At 69.1% G+C, this 17,448-nt stretch carries 18 protein-coding genes; 7 read left to right on the forward strand and 11 right to left on the reverse strand.

Annotated elements, in window-relative coordinates; translation table 11 throughout:
- The first annotated feature begins 127 nt into the window (after positions 1-127).
- Positions 128-361 (forward strand): Lrp/AsnC ligand binding domain-containing protein, encoded by a 234-nt coding sequence (locus ABZS29_RS32505; RefSeq protein ID WP_041290445.1) that lies wholly within the window; start codon positions 128-130, stop codon positions 359-361.
- A 26-nt stretch (positions 362-387) separates the two neighbouring features.
- Complete coding sequence (locus ABZS29_RS32510; RefSeq protein ID WP_355467801.1) at positions 388-843, forward strand: DUF3515 domain-containing protein; 456 nt, start codon at positions 388-390, stop codon at positions 841-843.
- A gap of 16 nt (positions 844-859) precedes the next feature.
- On the opposite strand, the gene ABZS29_RS32515 is transcribed toward ABZS29_RS32510, so the two are convergent.
- On the reverse strand, positions 860-1,960 hold the full coding sequence (locus ABZS29_RS32515; RefSeq protein WP_355467803.1) for a D-alanine--D-alanine ligase family protein: 1,101 nt from the start codon (positions 1,958-1,960) through the stop codon (positions 860-862).
- 19 nt (positions 1,961-1,979) lie between these two features.
- Positions 1,980-3,182 carry a cytochrome P450 gene (locus tag ABZS29_RS32520; protein ID WP_355467805.1) on the reverse strand — a complete coding sequence of 401 codons (1,203 nt, stop codon included), beginning with the start codon at positions 3,180-3,182 and terminating at the stop codon, positions 1,980-1,982.
- 111 nt (positions 3,183-3,293) lie between these two features.
- Here ABZS29_RS32520 and ABZS29_RS32525 point away from each other — a divergent pair, with 111 nt between their 5' ends.
- On the forward strand, positions 3,294-3,929 hold the full coding sequence (locus tag ABZS29_RS32525) for a TetR/AcrR family transcriptional regulator (RefSeq protein ID WP_355467807.1): 636 nt from the start codon (positions 3,294-3,296) through the stop codon (positions 3,927-3,929).
- Positions 3,919-5,166, forward strand: a complete 1,248-nt coding sequence (locus tag ABZS29_RS32530) for a PLP-dependent transferase (RefSeq protein WP_355467809.1) — start codon at positions 3,919-3,921, stop codon at positions 5,164-5,166. The genes ABZS29_RS32525 and ABZS29_RS32530 overlap by 11 nt, the downstream gene beginning before the upstream one ends.
- Here the strand turns inward: ABZS29_RS32530 and ABZS29_RS32535 are convergent.
- A complete protein-coding gene (locus ABZS29_RS32535; RefSeq protein WP_355467811.1) occupies positions 5,150-6,313 on the reverse strand; it encodes an MFS transporter in 1,164 nt (387 codons plus the stop codon). The genes ABZS29_RS32530 and ABZS29_RS32535 overlap by 17 nt on opposite strands.
- Positions 6,310-7,062 (reverse strand): DeoR/GlpR family DNA-binding transcription regulator, encoded by a 753-nt coding sequence (locus ABZS29_RS32540; protein WP_355467813.1) that lies wholly within the window; start codon positions 7,060-7,062, stop codon positions 6,310-6,312. The genes ABZS29_RS32535 and ABZS29_RS32540 overlap by 4 nt, the downstream gene beginning before the upstream one ends.
- A 76-nt stretch (positions 7,063-7,138) precedes the next feature.
- On the opposite strand from ABZS29_RS32540, the gene ABZS29_RS32545 reads away from it, so the two are divergent.
- The gene (locus ABZS29_RS32545; protein ID WP_355467815.1) at positions 7,139-8,299 is read left to right on the forward strand and encodes an MFS transporter; all 1,161 of its coding nucleotides are present in this window, start codon (positions 7,139-7,141) and stop codon (positions 8,297-8,299) included.
- A gap of 2 nt (positions 8,300-8,301) precedes the next feature.
- On the forward strand, positions 8,302-9,495 hold the full coding sequence (locus tag ABZS29_RS32550; protein ID WP_355467817.1) for an MFS transporter: 1,194 nt from the start codon (positions 8,302-8,304) through the stop codon (positions 9,493-9,495).
- A 62-nt stretch (positions 9,496-9,557) separates the two neighbouring features.
- Here the strand turns inward: ABZS29_RS32550 and ABZS29_RS32555 are convergent, their stop codons facing one another.
- From ABZS29_RS32555 to ABZS29_RS32565, 3 genes are read right to left on the reverse strand one after another with little or no spacing between them, the layout of a single operon-like run.
- Positions 9,558-9,806, reverse strand: coding sequence for a hypothetical protein (locus ABZS29_RS32555; protein WP_355467819.1), 249 nt, complete (start codon positions 9,804-9,806; stop codon positions 9,558-9,560).
- 10 nt (positions 9,807-9,816) lie between these two features.
- Complete coding sequence (locus ABZS29_RS32560) at positions 9,817-10,824, reverse strand: sugar phosphate isomerase/epimerase family protein (RefSeq protein WP_355467821.1); 1,008 nt, start codon at positions 10,822-10,824, stop codon at positions 9,817-9,819.
- A gap of 14 nt (positions 10,825-10,838) precedes the next feature.
- Positions 10,839-11,915 carry a Gfo/Idh/MocA family oxidoreductase gene (locus tag ABZS29_RS32565; RefSeq protein ID WP_355467823.1) on the reverse strand — a complete coding sequence of 359 codons (1,077 nt, stop codon included), beginning with the start codon at positions 11,913-11,915 and terminating at the stop codon, positions 10,839-10,841.
- Positions 11,916-11,989: 74 nt separating this feature from the next.
- Between ABZS29_RS32565 and ABZS29_RS32570 the strand changes: the two genes are divergently transcribed.
- Positions 11,990-13,099, forward strand: a complete 1,110-nt coding sequence (locus tag ABZS29_RS32570) for an ROK family protein (protein ID WP_355467825.1) — start codon at positions 11,990-11,992, stop codon at positions 13,097-13,099.
- On the opposite strand, the gene ABZS29_RS32575 is transcribed toward ABZS29_RS32570, so the two are convergent.
- Genes ABZS29_RS32575 through ABZS29_RS32590 form a run of 4 tightly spaced genes read right to left on the reverse strand, consistent with a single transcriptional unit; the run spans position 13,088 to position 17,446 of the window.
- Positions 13,088-14,734 carry a hypothetical protein gene (locus ABZS29_RS32575; protein WP_355467827.1) on the reverse strand — a complete coding sequence of 549 codons (1,647 nt, stop codon included), beginning with the start codon at positions 14,732-14,734 and terminating at the stop codon, positions 13,088-13,090. The two genes, ABZS29_RS32570 and ABZS29_RS32575, sit on opposite strands and share 12 nt — an antisense overlap.
- Positions 14,735-14,760: 26 nt before the next feature.
- A complete protein-coding gene (locus ABZS29_RS32580; RefSeq protein WP_355467829.1) occupies positions 14,761-15,672 on the reverse strand; it encodes an aminoglycoside phosphotransferase family protein in 912 nt (303 codons plus the stop codon).
- Positions 15,669-16,670, reverse strand: a complete 1,002-nt coding sequence (locus ABZS29_RS32585) for an NAD(P)H-dependent glycerol-3-phosphate dehydrogenase (protein WP_355467830.1) — start codon at positions 16,668-16,670, stop codon at positions 15,669-15,671. Before ABZS29_RS32585 ends, ABZS29_RS32580 begins: the two co-directional genes overlap by 4 nt.
- Positions 16,667-17,446 (reverse strand): lysophospholipid acyltransferase family protein, encoded by a 780-nt coding sequence (locus ABZS29_RS32590; protein ID WP_355467832.1) that lies wholly within the window; start codon positions 17,444-17,446, stop codon positions 16,667-16,669. The genes ABZS29_RS32585 and ABZS29_RS32590 overlap by 4 nt, the downstream gene beginning before the upstream one ends.
- Positions 17,447-17,448: the final 2 nt, after the last annotated feature.

Genomic DNA, 17,448 nt, shown 5'->3' on the forward strand with positions numbered 1-17,448 from the left:
GCAGACCTCCCATGTACCGGAACGGAGTCTAGGCGGTACCGTGACCGGGCAACGAAGAGTACGCCCGGCCCTTTGTCAGTACAGTGGCCGGTGCCCAGCTGAGGACGACTGAGTGGAGAACGACGTGGTGGTCCAGGCCTACATTCTGATCCAGACCGAGGTCGGCAAGGCTGCCGATGTCGCGGCGCAGATCGCCGAGGTCCAGGGCGTCACCCTGGCCGAGGACGTCACCGGTCCGTACGACGTGATCGTCCGCGCGGAAGCCCGCAACGTCGACGAGCTGGGCAAACTGGTGGTTGCCCGGGTCCAGAACGTTCCGGGGATCACCCGCACGCTGACCTGCCCTGTCGTCCACATCTGAGCCGACGGGAACCGCCCGCTTCTCCGATGCGCAAAGTTCTGCTCGCTGCACTCGGCCTGCTCGTGCTGGCCGGGTGCAGCCCAGGCCCCACGCCCGTCCCCGTGCCGTCACCGGCGCCGGAGGTCGAGGCCGCCTGCGAGCCCCTGATCAAGGCGATGCCGGCCACGGTGCTCGACGCCGAGCGCCGCAAGACCGAGCCGGCCAGCCCGCTCACCACCGCGTACGGCGATCCGCCGATCGAGGTGACCTGCGGAGTCGCCACGCCGGCCGGGATGGCCGAGGCGCAGTCGCAGTGTTTCGAGGTGAACGGCGTCGGCTGGTTCGCCAAACAGGTCGGGAACGGCACGATCTTCACCACGATCGGCCGGGCGATCTACCTGGAGATCGCCGTACCGGTGAAGTACCGCCCCGAGGCGAACGCGCTCGTCGACGTCTCCGAGGTCGTGAAGAAGTACAACAAGCTGATCACGCCCTGCACGTGATCAGCCCTGTACTTGATCAGCGCAGTCCGGTCTCCCGGGTCATCGCGAGCGTGAGCAGGCGGTCGACGAGTGCCGGATAGTCGAGGCCGGAGTAGTTCCACAACAACGGGAACATGCTCTTCGGCGTGAAGCCCGGCATCGTGTTGATCTCGTTGATGACGACCCGGCCGTCGGCCTGGAGGAAGAAGTCGACCCGAGCCAGCCCTTCGGCCTCGATCGCCTCGAAGGCGGTCACGGCCTGCGCGCGGATCTGTGCCGCCACCTCGTCCGGAAGTGCTGCCGGGATCGACAGCGCGGCGAAGTCGTCACCCTCGGGCAGGTACTTCGTCTCGAAGTCGTAGAACTCGTGCCCGCCACCGGAGACCGTGATCTCGCCGCAGACACTCGCCTCGGGCCGGCCACCGTCCAGACCCTGCAGTACGGCGACCTCGATCTCGCGCGGGTTGGTCGCCGCGGCCTCGATCAGCACCTTCGGGTCGTGGATCCGCGCAGCGGCGATGGCGGCGTCCAGCTCGTCCGGCCCGTCCACCTTGCTGATCCCGAGACTCGATCCGCCGCGGGCCGGCTTCACGAACACCGGGTACCCGAGCGCGTCCACCGCTGCCCGATCCACCTGAGCACCGCGGACGACGACGTACGGCGTGACCGCCAGGCCGGCCGCGGCGAAGACGACCTTCATGTAGTGCTTGTCCATGCCGACCGCGCTGGCCAGTACGCCGGAGCCGACGTACCGGATGTCGGTCATCTCGAGCAGGCCCTGGATGGTGCCGTCCTCGCCCCACGGCCCGTGCAGGAGCGGGAAGACGACATCGACCTCGCCGAGCGTGTCCGGCACCGCGCCGGGGGCGTTCACGACGAGTTCGCGGTTCGAGCCGAAGAGCACCGGCATCGCGGTGACGTCGACCTCCGGCAGCTTGCCGTCGCTGATCGACAGACGCTCGGGGTCGCCACTCTCCAGCACCCAGTGACCACTGGTGCTGATGCCGATCGGGATCACCTCGTACTTGTCCCGGTCGATCGCCTGGAGGACGTTGGCGGCCGTGACGCACGAGATGGCGTGCTCGCTGGAGCGGCCGCCGAACACCACCGCGACCCGGATCTTGCGTTCAGAGCTCACCGGGCGACTGTAGCGGCCCTCACCAGGTGACCGGCAACGCCTGTACGCCGTACACGAGGGTGTTGTCCTTGAACTTGATCTCCTCGAACGGCACAGCGAGCCGCAAGGTCGGGATCCGCGCGTAGAGCCGGCTGAAGACCTCCTGCAGCTCGACACGGGCCAACTGCTGGCCGAGGCACTGGTGCGGGCCGAAGCCGAAGGCCACGTGCGCCGAGCCGGTGCGGGTCACATCCAGCTCGTCCGGGTTCTCGAACACTTCGGGGTCACGGTTGGCCGCCGACAGCGCCGCCACCAGGAAGTCGCCTGCCTCCAAGGTCGCGGGGCCGGCCGGAAGGTCGTCCGTGACGTGCCGGAACAGGCCGAACTGGACGACCGAGAGGTAGCGCAGCAGTTCCTCGACCGCGGTGACCGCGAGATCGGGATCCTTCTGGAGCGCTGCGAGCTGGCCGGGCTCGCGGAGCAGAGCGAGGGTGCTGAGCGCGATCATGTTCGCGGTCGTCTCGTGCCCGGCGATCAGCAGGGTGAAGCCGATCGACACCAGCTCTTCGAGCGTGAGGTCCTCCCCCAGCTCCTCGCCGCGGGTGATCACGCGGGACAGCAGGTCGTCGTCCCGCTTGGCCTGCTTGGCCAGCACCAGCCCGGCGAGGAACTGATTCAGGCCCTCGACGGCCGCCCAGGACTTCTCCGGGTCGGTGTCGATCGCCACCAGTACGGCGCTGCGCTCCTGGAACTGCTCGCGGTCCTCGTACGGCACGCCGAGCAGCTCGCAGATCACGAGTGACGGGATCGGCAGTGCGAACGCCTCGACCAGGTCGATCGGACCGCCGTGAGCCAGCATCGCGTCGATGTGCTCGTCGACCAGCGCCGCGATCCGCGGCCGGTACGCCTCCATCCGCTTGACCGCGAACTCCGTGGCCAGCAACCGCCGTAGCCGACGATGCGCCTGGCCGTCGTTCTGCAGGATCGACCCCGACTCGAGCTCCCGGTCGAGCTCCGCGTCCACGACGACGTGTTCGGACGGCGCGTTGCGCGAGCTCAGTCGCGGGTCTCGCAGCACGGTCCGGACATCGTCGTACCGGGTGACGACCCAGGCGTCGACGCCGGCCGGGGTGGTCACCTTCGACGGCGCCTTGCGATCGCGCAGCTCGGCGTACCCGGTGGCCGGGTCGAACGGGCAGCCCGAGGGCCGCTCGAGTGGGAAGGCCGGCCTGGTCTCGTTCATGCGGTGCCCCTGTCGCGTCGATTATGGAAGTGACTACCATATGACTGTAGTTGCCGATCGGCAGCAGCTATCGGAGCGTCGCGACCCGGTACTCTGCCCGCGGAGGTGCAGATGGGACTGCGGGAGCTCAAACGGGAACGGACCCGCCGGCTGATCGCCGACAAGGCGTTCGAGCTGTTCTGTCACCACGGCTTCGGCCGGACGACGGTCGAGCAGATCGCGGCCGCCGCCGAGGTCGGCCCGAGCACGCTCTACCGGTACTTCCCGACCAAGGAGACGCTGGTCCTCGAGTTCGTCGAGGACTCCCTGATGGGCGCCGTCGCCTGGTTCCGCGGGCAGCCGCCGGTGGACCTGCCGGACGGTCTGCAGGCGGTCATCGAGCGCGTCCTGGACGAGCTGGAGCGCAACCCGGACCGGGTCCGCGCGGTCTACGAGATGGCCGACCAGACGGTGTCGGTCGCTGCCCACCTGCAAGCGCTGATCTGGCGCTTCCGCGAAGAGCTCACCGAAGAACTGGTACGCCGGATGTCCGGCCCGGACCCGGTGGTGGTCAAGTTCACCGCGGCCCTGTCGGCCGGGAGCGCGATGAACATCATCGAGACCGTGGTCGGGATGTGGGTGGAGAACCCGGACGGCCTGGACGTCAGGGAGCTCGCCCGGCGCGCGATGGGCCTGTTGCACGGTGGCGGCATCCCCCTGCCCGCCGCGGTTCCCGGCCCCGGCGACAATGCTCGGCATGGCTCCTGATCTCGACCCGTCCACTGTCGTCGTCCACGCCGGTCGCCCCGAGCGGGTGCCGAACGCACCGGTCGGCGACTCACCCGTCTTCAGCTCGACGTACGTCGCCGGCGGCGACCGCGGGTACGGGCGCTTCGGCAACGACGCATGGACGGCCTTCGAGGAGACCCTCGGCGCCCTCGAAGGCGGTCGCGGACTGGCGTTCGCTTCCGGCATGGCGGCCGCTGCGGCGGTCTGCGATCTCGTCCCGGTCGGCGGCCGGGTCGTCGCGCCGATCCACGCGTACTCCGGGGTGCTCGCGCTACTCGACCAGCAGGCGGCCACCGGCCGGCTGACGGTCGATCGCGTGGATGTCGCAGACACCGAGGCTGTAGCGGCAGCTGTGGTCGGGGCCGACATGCTCTGGATCGAGTCGCCTACCAACCCGGCCATGGAGGTAGCAGACCTCCCGAAGCTCATCGCCGCCGCCCACGCCCCAGCCACACGTGCCGGGGCCACCGCACACCCCTCAGCCACATCTGCCGGGGCCGCCCCACACCCCTCACCCAACACACACGCCGCCGCCCCACACACCGCCCCCACCGCGTCCACCGCGTCCACCGCGTCCACTGGCGGGACGATCGTGGTTGTTGACAACACCTTTGCGACACCGCTGCTGCAGCAGCCGCTGGGGATGGGCGCGGACATCGTGATGCACTCGGCGACCAAGTTCATCGCCGGCCACTCGGACGTCGTACTCGGCGCGGTGATCACGGCGAACGACGAGCTGTGGTCGGCCATCGAGCTGCGTCGGCGCAGCCTGGGCGCGATCCCAGGCCCGATGGAGACCTGGCTCGGGCTGCGCGGTCTGCGCACGCTCGCGCTCCGGCTGGAGCGGTCGCAGTCGACCGCGGCGTTCATGGCACAGCGGCTGCTCGAGCACCCGCAAGTCAGCCGGGTGCGCTACCCCGGACTCCCCGACGATGCCGGGCACGCCCGTGCGGCGGCGCAGATGTCCGGGTTCGGCGCGATCCTCTCGTTCGAGGTCGGCGGCGACGCGGAGTTCGCGCAGCGGATCTGCGAGAGCACCAAGTTGTGGCTCCACGCCACCAGCCTGGGCGGCGTGGAGTCACTGCTCGAACGGCGTCGCCGGTGGCCGATCGAGGTGCCGACCATCCCCGACGACCTGATCCGGCTGTCGGTCGGAATCGAGCACCCGGACGATCTGTGGGCCGATCTGGAGCAGGCGATCACTTCCGCGAGTTGAGCACCGGCCCGCCGAAGAAGGTCAGCACGCAGAGCACGAGCGGCAGGATGAACGCCAGGTTCAGCGGCATGAAGTGCGCGAGCCCGCCGATCAACGCCGGGCCGGCGAGCAGACCGACGTACCCGAGGCCGACCACGCGCGCCATCAACGCACCGGCCGCACGCGGATCGAGGTTGCCGGCGGCGGTGAACAACTGCGGTACGCCGCCGGCCAGGCCGATCCCGAACAGCGCCCAGCCGAAGAGCCCGAGCGCCACCCAGGGACTGACGATGACGATCGCGATTCCGACCGCGGCGATCGCCGCACCCCAGCGCACGATCGCGGCCGGTCCCACGACGGCCGCGACTCGGTCGGTGAGGAAGCGGCCGACGGTCATTGCCACGGCGAAGGCGCCGTACGCGTAGGCCGCCGTACTGACTGAGGTGCCGAGGACGTCGCGGAACTGCAGTGCCGCCCAGTCGTTCGCCACGCCCTCGGCGAGCATCAGACCGAATGCGAGACCGCCGAGCGCCCAGACCAGCTTGGCCGGCGGCTTGGCCCGGTCCTCGGCCTGCTCGTCCTCGGCCGGTTCGGTTGCCTCTAGCAAGAAACGACCGGCGCCGAGCGAGACGAGGATGCAGATGACACCGGCCACACTCAGCGTGGTCTGCGTCGGTACGCCGGCCCGCAGCGTGGCCGCGCCGATCAGCGCGGCGATCGCACCACCGATCGACCACATCGCATGGAACGCCGCCATGATCGGCCGCGGATAACCGCGCTCGACCACGACTGCTTGCGCGTTCATACCGACGTCGATCGAGCCGTTGCAGAAGCCCAGCAGGACAAGGGCGAGTCCGAGACTCCACCAGTTCTGCGCGAGACCTGGACCGAACAACGCGATCCCGAGCAAGACACCGGTCGCCGGCAGGAGCTTGCGCTGACCAAGGCGATCGACGAGCGGACCAGCCAGCTGCATGCCGGCGAACGCCGCGCCGCCGAGGGCGAGCAGCAGCAGGCCGAGCGTGCTGTGCGAAATCCCGGTCGCGCGCTCGATGTTGGGGATGTGAACGACCCACATGCCGACCGCGAACCCGTTCAGGCCGAAGTACAGCCAGGTCGCAACGCGGGCGGCTCGCGGCGGGGCGAGCTGGGGTGCAATGGCGGTCAAGAGGTTTCCTCCGGGTCCGTTACCTCGACCAGCGTGCCGCGCTGCGCGAGCAGCGTGCGCTGGTCCACCGGTGCGGACGGGTCGGTGATGATCAGGTCGGGCCGGTCGGCCGGGCAGACATAGGCGAGGGCGGCGCGGTCCCACTTGGCGCCGTCGGCGAGCACGATCGAGCGGGCGGCCACGCTCATGGCCTCTTGTTTGACCTCGGCATCACCGAGGTCGAACGCCGTCAGACCGGCCTCCAAGCTGAACGCACAAGGACTCAGTACGGCGACGTCGAAGCGCAGCGCCCGCAGCGACGCGACGGTCAGCGGGCCGACCAGCGACAGCTCACCCTTGCGCGCCTCTCCCCCGGGCATCAGCAGCCGAACGCGCGGCGCCTCGGCGAGCTCCTGCGCGACGCGGAGCGACAACGGCATCACCGTCACCGCGCGATGCTGCAGCAGCCGCGCCACCTCGAGGGCCGTCGTACCGCTGTCGAGAACGATCGTGTCGCCGTCCTTGAGATGCGCGACGGCAGCCCGCGCGATCGCCTGCTTGGCGATGACCGCCTCCTGCGACCGCAGCGAGTACGGCGGCTCGACGCCGGACGGCATCGCCGGCACCGCCCCGCCGTGGACCCGCTTCAGCACGCCTTGCGCGGCGAGGAAGTCGAGATCGCGCCGGATCGTCATGTCCGAGGACGAAGTGGCCTCGACCAGTTCCTGGACGGAGATTCGGTTTCCGCCACGCAGTCGATCTACGATCATTTGATGCCGTTCTGCACTTCTCACGCGCAGAAATCTACCATCCGCATGGTCGATCGAACAGATGGATTGTTTACTTGTGGCTGACTCCGCTCAACTGATCAAGCGCTCGCGGTACGCCGTGGCCGCCGTCTTCTGTGTGCACGGCGCGGTGACGGGGTCGTTCGCGACCCGGGTGCCGTGGATCCAGGACCACGCCGGACTCTCGGCCGGTGAGCTGGGGCTGGCGCTGGCCTTCCCGGCGATCGGCGCCGCGCTGATGATGCCGCTGGCCGCCCGGATCACCCACCGCTTCGGGACTCGGACCGCGCTGCGCGGCCTGCTCGCGCTCTGGACGCTCGCGCTGATCCTGCCGTCGTTCGCGCCGAACCTGCTGACGCTGTGCGCCGCACTCCTCGTGTACGGCGGCACGTCAGGGATGGCGGATGTCGCGATGAACGCGCTCGGCGTGGAGGTCGAGCACCGGCTGGAGAAGTCGATCATGTCCGGCCTGCACGGCATGTGGAGTCTTGGTGCGCTGATCGGGTCAGCGGTCGGCACGGTCGCCGCGCACGCCGAGCTGAGCGCGCAGGTGCATCACGTCATCGCGGCCGTCGTACTGACTGTGCTCGGAGCCGTCGTCTGCCAGTTCGTGCTGAACATTCATCCGGAGGAGGACGATGAGCCGCCGGCGCGGTTCGCGTTGCCGCCGCGGTCGGCGTTGCTGATCGGCGCGGTCGGGTTCTGCGCGGTCTTCGCCGAGGGCGCGAGTCTGGACTGGTCGGCGGTCTATCTGCGCGACATCCTGGACAGCTCGGCGGGGGTGGCCGCTGGTGCGACGACCGGGTTCGCGCTGACGATGGCGGTCGCTCGGTTGACCGGCGACGCGGTCGTCAATCGCTTCGGTGCGGTTCGGACGGTTCGGTGGAGCGGGCTGATCGCGGTGATCGGCGGGGTGCTGGTGGTTCTGGCGCCGAACGCGGTTGCCGCGATGGCTGGGTTCGGGCTGATCGGGATTGGGGTGGCGGTCGTCGTACCGCTGGCTTTTGTTGCTGCGGCTCGCAGTGGTTCGAATGCCTCGCACGCGATCGCTGGTGTCGCGACCATCACCTATGCCTCGGGGCTGGTCGCGCCGTCGATCATCGGCGGTATCGCGCAGGCCAGCAACCTGACGGTGTCGTTCATCGTCGTCACGTTGCTGACCGTGGCACTCGCTGTGTTCGCCCCTGTCCTCCGACCTCGCGCGGCAGATCGGGTCTAGGCGTGTCCGCCCCGCGCGACGGCATCCGCGATCAGCCCGCCGGGCGCCGGGTCGCGGTGATCACGGCCACCGTGTTCTTGGTTGCCTTGTGTCTGCGGCCCGCGCTCACGGCGGTCGGTCCCGTGCTGCCTCGGATCGGCGCCGACGAAGGACTCGGCGAGAGCGCGCAAGGCTTGCTGGCAACGCTGCCACTGCTCGCCTTCGCCGCCGCGTCACCGCTGGTGCACCTCGGGTCGCGGCGGTTCGGAATGGAGCGGACCGTCCTGATCTCACTGCTGGTGCTGGCGGTCAGCAGCGTCGCCCGCTCGTACACCGGCGCGGCCGGTCTCTGGATCGGTACGGTCGTCATCGGCGCGTCGATTGCCGTCGGCAACGTTCTGGTCCCGGTGCTGCTCAAGCGGGACTATGCCGCGCACGTCTCCCGCGCGACCGGCGTGTACACGGCCTTCATCACCGGTGGCGCCGCATTGGCCTCGATCCTCGCCGTACCGATCGCTGATGCTGTCGACTGGCGGCTGTCTCTCGCAGTCTGGGGCGGCCTCGCCCTGCTGGCCGCCGTCGTTTGGCTGCCCCGATCCTTGGGCGCCTCAGCTCCGGTGGCTGTCGAGTCGCACGAGACGACCGCTGTCACCGTCTGGCGGCAACCCATGGCCTGGCTGGTGACCGGCTTCATGGGCCTGCAGTCGACCAGCTTCTACCTCCTCGTGAACTGGCTCCCCACCATCGAGATCTCCAACGGCATCTCCGAACGCACAGCCGGCGTACACCTGTTCCTCTTCCAAGGCTTCGGCCTCATCGGCGGCCTCACCATCCCCCGCCTGATGAAGAACCCCGTCAGCCAACGCGCCGGCGCCGTCACCGCCAGCACCCCCATCCTGATCGCCCTCCTAGGCCTCCTCCTGGCCCCGGACCTAGCCGTCCTCTGGGCGATCATCGCCGGCCTCGGCCAAGGCGCCGCCCTGGTAGCCGCCCTCACCCTGATCAGCCTCCGCGGCCGCACCCACCACGAAACCACCCAACTCTCCGGCATGGCCCAATCCATCGGCTACCTGCTAGCCGCCACCGGCCCCGTCCTAGCCGGCACCCTCACCGAACAAACCCACACCTGGCACACCGCCCTCATCACCTTCGCCGCCCTCTCCGCCGTACAAGTCGGTCTAGGCGTAGCCGCCGGCCGCCCCCGCCCCATGCGTTAGTCGGTACTTTTTCGTCGCCTGGACCCGAAAAATCCACGACTAGCGGAAGTCGAGTCGGGCGGTCAGAGGAGGGCGTTGAGGACTTCGGCGGCTTCGGCGTAGCCGGCGTCGCTGATGCGTTGGAGTTCCAACAGGTCTTTGGCGGCGGCGGCTCGGCGGGTGAGGTGTTCGCCGGCGCGGTCGTTGCCTTCGTCGAGGAGTTCGTTCAGTACGGCGAGGTCCGAGCGCTGGTCGGCGAGGTCGGCCAACTTGTCGGCGGCCTTTTCGTTGCCTTCGTCGGCCAGCGCTCGGAGGGTGTCCCAATCGGTCATACCGCGAGTATTACTTGTCGGTGGCGAAGGCTGCGTCGAAGGCGGCGGCGGGCTTGTCGAAGGCGAGGGCGCGGATGACGTTGACGGCCTCGGCGGCGCCGACCTTGCGTTCCATGCCGGCGTCTTCCCATTCGACGGAGATGGGGCCGTCGTAGCCGATCGAGTTCAGGACGCGGAAGCAGTCTTCCCACTGGACGTCGCCGTGGCCGGTGGAGTAGAAGTCCCAGCCGCGGCGCGGGTCGCCCCAGGGCAGGTGGGAGCCGAGGCGGCCGTTGCGGCCGCCGCCGACGCGCATGCGGGTGTCCTTGCAGTCGACGTGGTAGATGCGGTCCTTGAAGTCCCAGAGGAACGCGACCGGGTCGATGTCCTGCCAGACCATGTGCGACGGGTCCCAGTTGAGGCCGAAGGCCTCGCGGTGGCCGATCGCTTCCAGGGCCAGCGTGGTGGTCCAGTAGTCGTACGCGATCTCCGACGGGTGCACCTCGTGCGCGAACCGGACACCTTCGGCGTCGAACACGTCCAGGATCGGGTTCCAGCGGTTGGCGAAGTCCTCGTAGCCGGCGTCGATCACCGAGGCCGGGACCGGCGGGAACATCGCGACGTACTGCCAGATCGAGGAGCCGGTGAAGCCGATCACCGTGTTCACGCCGAGCTTGGCCGCGGCGCGGGCGGTGTTCTTCAGGTCCTCGGCAGCGCGCTGCCGGACGCCTTCGCCGTCTCCGTCGCCCCAGATCCGCGAGGGCACGATCGCCTGGTGCCGGAAGTCGATCGGGTTGTCGCAGACCGCCTGGCCGACCAGGTGGTTGGAGATCGCGTAGACGTTCAGGTTGTACTTCGCGAGGATGTCCTTGCGGGTCTGGACGTACGAGTCGTCGTCGACCGCCTGCTGGACGTCGAAGTGGTCGCCGGAGCAGGCGATCTCCACCCCGTCGTACCCGGCCTCGGAAGCGAACTGGCAGACCTCCTCGAACGGCAGGTCGGCCCACTGACCGGTGAACAGCGTGATCGGGCGTGGCATCTGGCGAGCTCCTCTTAGACGGTGATCCAGGCGCTGTCCGCGGCGGCCGAACGCAGTACTGCGTCGATCAGCTGAGCGGACCGCGCACCGGCGGCGAAATCGGGCAGGCCGTCCGGGCGGTCACCCAGTACGGCGGCGTAGCTGTCCGCGACGAACGAGTCGAACGCGTCCTGGTAGCCCTGCGCATGACCGGCAGGCAGGCGGTTCACGCGAGCCGCACCGGGGCTCAGCGTCTCGGGGTCGCGGGTCAGAAGCTGAGAGGCAGTACGGCGGCCGGCCCACAGCCGGTCGGGGTCCTCCTGGTCGAAGCCGAAGCTCCCCTCGGTACCGGAGACCTCCAGGTAGAGGCGGTTCTTCCGCCCGGCGGCGACCTGGCTGACGACGATCGTGCCGACCACTCCAGCCTCGGTGCGGAACTGTGCGGTGGCCAGGTCCTCCGTGCGAACCGGTACGCCGCCACGCTCCGCGCGGACCGTCCGCAGCTGCGCACTGATCGCGGCAATCCGGTCACCGGTGACGAACTCGGTCAGGTCACACCAGTGCGAGCCGATGTCCGCGAACGTGCGCGACGGCCCACCTGTGGAATCGTCCACTCGCCAGTTCTGGTCGTCCGCACCGGCCAGCCAGTCCTGCAGGTACGAACCGTGCAGGCTGGTGATCTCACCGGCCTCCCCCGCCGCCAGCCGGGCGCGCAGCTCGCGCACCATCGGGTGGTAGCGGTAGACGAACGGTACGGCGCCCACCAGCCCGGCCTCGTGCGCCGCAGCCTCCAGACCCGTCGCATCGGCCACAGACGTCGCCAGCGGCTTCTCACAGACCACGTGCTTGCCTGCGGCGAGCGCCTGCAGGGTCACCTCGCGGTGCGTGTTGTTCGGCGTACAGACGTGGATCACGTCGACGTCGGTGGCCAGTAGGTCGGCGAGCGTCGCGAACCCGCGCTCGGCTCCGGCTGCCTCGGCTGCCGCCTCGGCTCGCTCCGGGCTCGATCCGACCGCACCGACGATCTGCGCGCCGGAGACCAGCGCCGATCGGCCGTGCACCCGGCCCATGAAACCGCCGCCGACAATCCCGACCTTCAGCTTGGTGGACACATCGAAGGACGCTATGTGAGACTTTTGAGCCCTGTCAAGCAAAAGTCCAGCGCCCCGGTGACGGAAGTTCGGTGATGAGCGAAACGCCCGACGCGGTTCTGCGGTTGCTGCTCGACGGCCGCCCGCGCACCCGCGCCGAACTGATCGACTCCAGCGGTCTCGCCCGCTCGACGGTCACCGCCCGGATCGAGTCGCTGCTCGCGTCCGGGCTCGTCGTACCGTCGGGTGAGGCTGCGTCGACCGGTGGCCGGCCGCCGGGGCGGTTCCGGCTCAACCCGATGGCCCGGCTGATCCTCGCCGCGGATGTCGGCGCGACCCACCTGTCGGTCGCGCTGACCGACCTGACCGGCGCGATCGTCGCGCGCTCGACGACCCCACTGAACATTGCCGAAGGCCCCGAAATCGTCCTAGCCGAGGTCGTCCGCACCGGACAGTCGCTCCTCAAGAAGGCAGGTCGGTCCCTCGCGGACCTGGCGGGCACTGGCGTCGGTCTGCCCGGCCCGGTCGAGCACTCGACCGGACGCCCGAACCATCCGCCGATCATGCCCGGCTGGGACTCGTACGACGTCGCCGAGCGCCTGAGCCGTGAGCTACCGGGCCCGGTACTCGTCGACAACGACGTGAACATCATGGCGTTGGGCGAGCACGCCACCGAGTACGCCGACGTCGAGCACCTGCTGTTCGTGAAGGTTGCCACCGGCATCGGTGCCGGTGTGATCAGCGGCGGCCGGCTGCATCGTGGCGCCCAAGGCGCAGCCGGGGACATCGGCCACATCCAGACCCCAGGTCACACCGAGCTCTGCCGCTGCGGCAACGTCGGCTGTCTGGAGGCGGTCGCCTCCGCCGCCGCCATCGCCTCCCGCCTGAACGTCCGCGGCAGCCAAGACATCATCGAGCTCGTTCGTGCGGGCAACACCGCAGCCACCACCGCCGTCCGCCAGGCCGGCCGCGAGATCGGCACGGTCCTCGCCGCCGCGGTCAGCCTGCTGAACCCGTCCGTGCTCGTGATCGGCGGTTCGCTCTCCCAGGCCGGCGACAACCTGCTGGCCGGTCTCCGCGAGAGTATCTACTCCCGATCGTTGCCTTTGGCCACCAAAGACCTCCGCATCGTTCCGTCCCGGAGCGGTCCGGACGCGCCGTTGCGGGGCGCGGCGGTTCTGGTGCAGCGGCAGCTACTCGGCTGACACCTGCGCGATCAGGGCGACCATCTCCGCACGCTGGGTCGCCAGGGTCTCGCGCAACGCGGTGAGCTCGGCCTCGGTCAACGGCCCGGGCCGCCCGATCCGTTCACGGAACAGGCCGTCGAAGTCGAATCTGCCCAGGTCGATCTGAACGCCTGGCTGCAGCTTGTCCAGCTCGGCACTCATCGACTCGTGCCAGGCCAGTTGGTCGCGCAGCAACAGCAACAGCTGCTTTTGGTTCGGCTCGCCACCAGCCGCCGCCCCGGGCCACATGGTGAGGTAAGCATGCAGCCGGGTGCCGCTCAGGCGATCGACGGCCGGCGTGACCTGAGAGCCGAGCTGGGCGAGCAAGGCGAAAAGGGTCATGCGTTCGGCGCCGTCGTCCGAGGTCAGCAGCGCGTCGACCAACTGGTGTGCGAACGCCATCGGGTCCGCCGTCTTCATCCACGTTTGCCAGGTTCCGTCGGAGATCTTTCGGTTCAGGCTCGCTGCCAGCCAAGCCCGTACGTCCGCCGTGGTGAGATCCGGCCGCCACTCCCCTGCCGTCAGGCTCCAGCGGCCGGGCGTGTCCCAGTTGAGCCAGTGGAACAGCAGCCCCTGCACACCAAGCGGGCTGAGCCGCGTCCCGGTGTCGTCGAATGCTCCCAGGCGCCGGAGCCGATCGATCGCCGTGCGCGCGAGATCGCCGGCGATAGGCTCGGCCGAGCGACCTGGATGGTAGGCCGCGTAGATCGCCGCCATCACCTCGTCGCGATCGGGGTCCGGTACGTCGACCACCACGGCATCCGCCATCGCGTGCCAGCACTCCAGCCGCCGCCCGGGGTCCTGCCAGGCGGCGAACTGCGGTCCTGGTACGACGCGCGCACCCGTCGAACCAACGAGCTCGGACAAAGCCGCGATCCGCCAAGCCTCTTGTACGGCGGTCGCGTCGGCGAGCGTGGTTCCGGCGAGCGCCTTGGCCACGGTGTCGTCGTCGAGAGACCCGCCGGCTGCGATCGGCGGCTGCGCCACCAGCCACTGCGCCAACTCGACCACAGCGAGCGCGAGCGGCGCCTCGCCGGCAGCGGCGGCGAGGACCGACGGAAGCAGCGTCGTCGGTGCCGGCACCGTCGTCCCGCTGTAGGGATCGCCCCCTGTCGACACAGCGTGGCGCCGCAGCGGACCAACCAGACGATCCTTCTCGTCCCAGGGCGCGGCATCGAAAGTGGCCTGCCACGCCTTCGCATCGGCAACGGCCTTGCGGCGGTGCGTCATCCGCATGAGCGTGGACCAGCGGTACGGCACGTCGAGATGCGGCGCCAGTGGCCCGTCGAGGATCTTCAGCACCGAACCGACGTCATCGCGCACCGACGCTGCGGATTCCCGATCGCCCTCGAACACGATGATCTCGCGCAGCACCGGCAGCGTCACCGCCGCGGCCGCACGCCAGTCCTCGTCGATCGTCACCACGTACGGCGCGACCTCGAGCACCGTGTTCGCCAACGACTCGTCCGGCCAGATCCACGGATCCGTGTGCCCGAGCACCGCGGCCCGGCAGGTCAGCAGGTCCCGCAACAGTCCGAGATCCGGCTCGGCCATCGCCCCGGTCTCGTCCAGCCAGCCGGGGATTCGGTTGACGAAGGCATCGATCTGGTCCATGCCGAAACGGTAGTCAGGCCCGGGGGTCACGCCCAGTTGATCGCCAGCTCGTCGATCATCCGGACGGCCGGGTCGATCGCGATGTCTCCGCGCCGGGTCGCCCCGACACCGCCGTACCGGCGCAGCCAGTACGACGTTCGCACCAGCTCGAGCTGAATCCACCGCCGTACATGCACGCGGTCGAGCTCGGCCGCCTCGCAGTACGCCGCCAGCTCCCGCTCCAGGCCCGCGAGCAGGTCGCCCTGCATCAGCACGAGCGTCCGCGCCTTCAGGAACGTCACCGCGTCGTACGCCGGATCCCCGATCAACCCCTTGGGATCAATCGCCAGCCACGGTTCGCGGTCCGCGCTCAGGATGTTCCGGTGATGCAGGTCCCCATGAATCAGTACGTCGGGCTGCTGCCGCACCAAGTCGTCGATGACTGCTGAAGCCCGGGCGACCACCACGTCAGGCAGGAGACCGCTGAACTCCGCCGCGTCCTTCTGTAGTTCCGAGGCCCACTCGTCAGCGCGATCCTGCAGCCGAGGGAGACCTGCAGGTGCCGGTACCGACAGCAGGCGGCTCATCTCGCCACCGACCACGGCGACATCTGCGCCGGAGTCGCGCAGGGTCGTGGCGTGGGCTCGTTCCAGGAGCATCGCGTAGTGCTCGTCGGCGCGTTCGTGCAACCGCACCGCACCGCAACCGTTCCAGGCCTCGTACGCGTCAGGCTCGTGGACGTTGCCTGGATGGGTGAACGACACCTTCAGCACCAGCGGTTCGTCGACGCGTCGGACCGGAACGATCACACCGACCTCGCCGTGCATCCACTCGCCGTCCGGCGTGCAGTCCCAGCGGTCCACCAACTCGTCGACGATCCCGGGCACGGTCGCGAGCCACGCCGTACCGGCTTCTCCCTCGCGGGCGGTCGTCCCGGCGGCGAACGCTTCCGGGATCACCAGCGCTCCGCCTTCGCAGAACGGGAGACGAGACTGAACAGCATGTCCTTCGGGGTCATCTCCCCCGCGACCACCTTGGTGACGGCTTCCGCGATCGGCATCTCGACGTCGTGCCGGTGCGCGAGCTCGGCGATCGACGAGCAGGACTTCACACCTTCGGCGACCTGCCGCGTCGCACCCGCGATCTCGGCCACCGTCATGCCCTGGCCGAGCTTCTCGCCGAACGTACGGTTGCGCGACAACGGCGACGAACACGTGGCCACCAAGTCACCAAGGCCGGCCAGCCCGGAGAACGTGTGCTCGTCCGCGCCCAGCGCCGCACCGAGCCGCGCGGTCTCGGCCAGACCCCGCGTGATCACGGACGCCCGCGCGTTGTCGCCGAACCCGAACCCCACGGCCATCCCCACGGCCAGCGCGATCACGTTCTTCGTCGCGCCACCAAGTTCACACCCAACGACATCAGTATTCGTGTACGGACGGAACGCTCCCGAGTGACACAGCTTCTGCAGCCGGTTCGCCGTACCTTCATCCGCACAAGCAACAACCGCCGCCGCAGGTTGTCCCTCCGCGATCTCGCGCGCCAGGTTCGGCCCTGACACCACCGCGATGCGCTCAGGCCCGGCGCCGGTCAGCTCCGCGATCACCTCGGACATGCGCAACGTCGTACCGACCTCGACGCCCTTCATCAAACTCACCAGCGGTACGGCGTCCGGCAGCACACCGGCCCAGTCGCGCAGGTTCTCACGCAGTGACTGCGAAGGCACCGACAGTACGACGGCCTCCGCGCCATCGGCCGCCGCCGCCGGATCGTGGGTCGCGGTGATCGCCTCGGACAACCGGATGCCCGGCAGATAGTCCGGGTTTTCGTGCTGGGTGTTGATCACGTCGCAGACCGACTGCCGCCGGGCCCACAACGAGACCTGGTTCCCTGCCCCCGCCAGCACCGTGGCGAACGCAGTCCCCCACGACCCCGCACCGAACACCGCAATCTTCGTCATTCCTTCTCCTCACGATCGGCGGCACGGGCCTTGCGCAGGTCGAACAGTTCCTTGGGCGGGGTCTCGCCACGCAGCTCGCCGAGCGTGTCGGCGAGGGCCCGCATGATCACCTCGGTTGCCTCGTGCAACAGCTGGTTGGTGATCGGCTTGCCCTCGAACGCGCTCAGGTCGACCGGCTTGCCGGCCCGCGCCATCACGGTCTTGCGCGGCAACAGGCGGAACCGCATCTTGCCGGTGTAGGAGCGGAGGATCTCCTGCGCGCCCCAGTTCGCGATCGGGATCACCGGAGCGCCGGTCATCAACGCGATCCGGGCGGCGCCGGTCTTGCCGGTCATCGGCCACAGGTCCGGGTCCCGGGTGATGGTGCCTTCGGGATAGACGCCGACGCACTCACCGCGTTCGACCGCTGCCACCGCGTCGCGGAACGCGTCCGCGGCCTGAGTGGAATCGCGGTGCACGGGAATCTGCCCGGCGCTGGTGATGATCCGGCCCGCGATCGGCAGCTTGAACAACGACGCCTTGCCGAGCAGCCGCGGAATCCGCCGGCATTCCCAGATGAAGAAGCCGAGCACGAACGGGTCGAAATGGGAGATGTGATTCGGGACGAAGACGACGCCACCGTGCCGGGGCATGTTCTCCCGGCCGCTGAACACCGGCTTGGTGAAGATCAGCATGAACGGTTTGACGAGCGCGACGATCACGCCGAACCAGAAACCCCGTCGCGGTCTGGGGTCGTCCACTGCTGCCTCCTGGTGCTGGTCGTGCTTGTCCGCCATGG

The organism is Kribbella sp. NPDC005582 (assembly GCF_040605415.1).
Lineage (GTDB): Bacteria > Actinomycetota > Actinomycetes > Propionibacteriales > Kribbellaceae > Kribbella.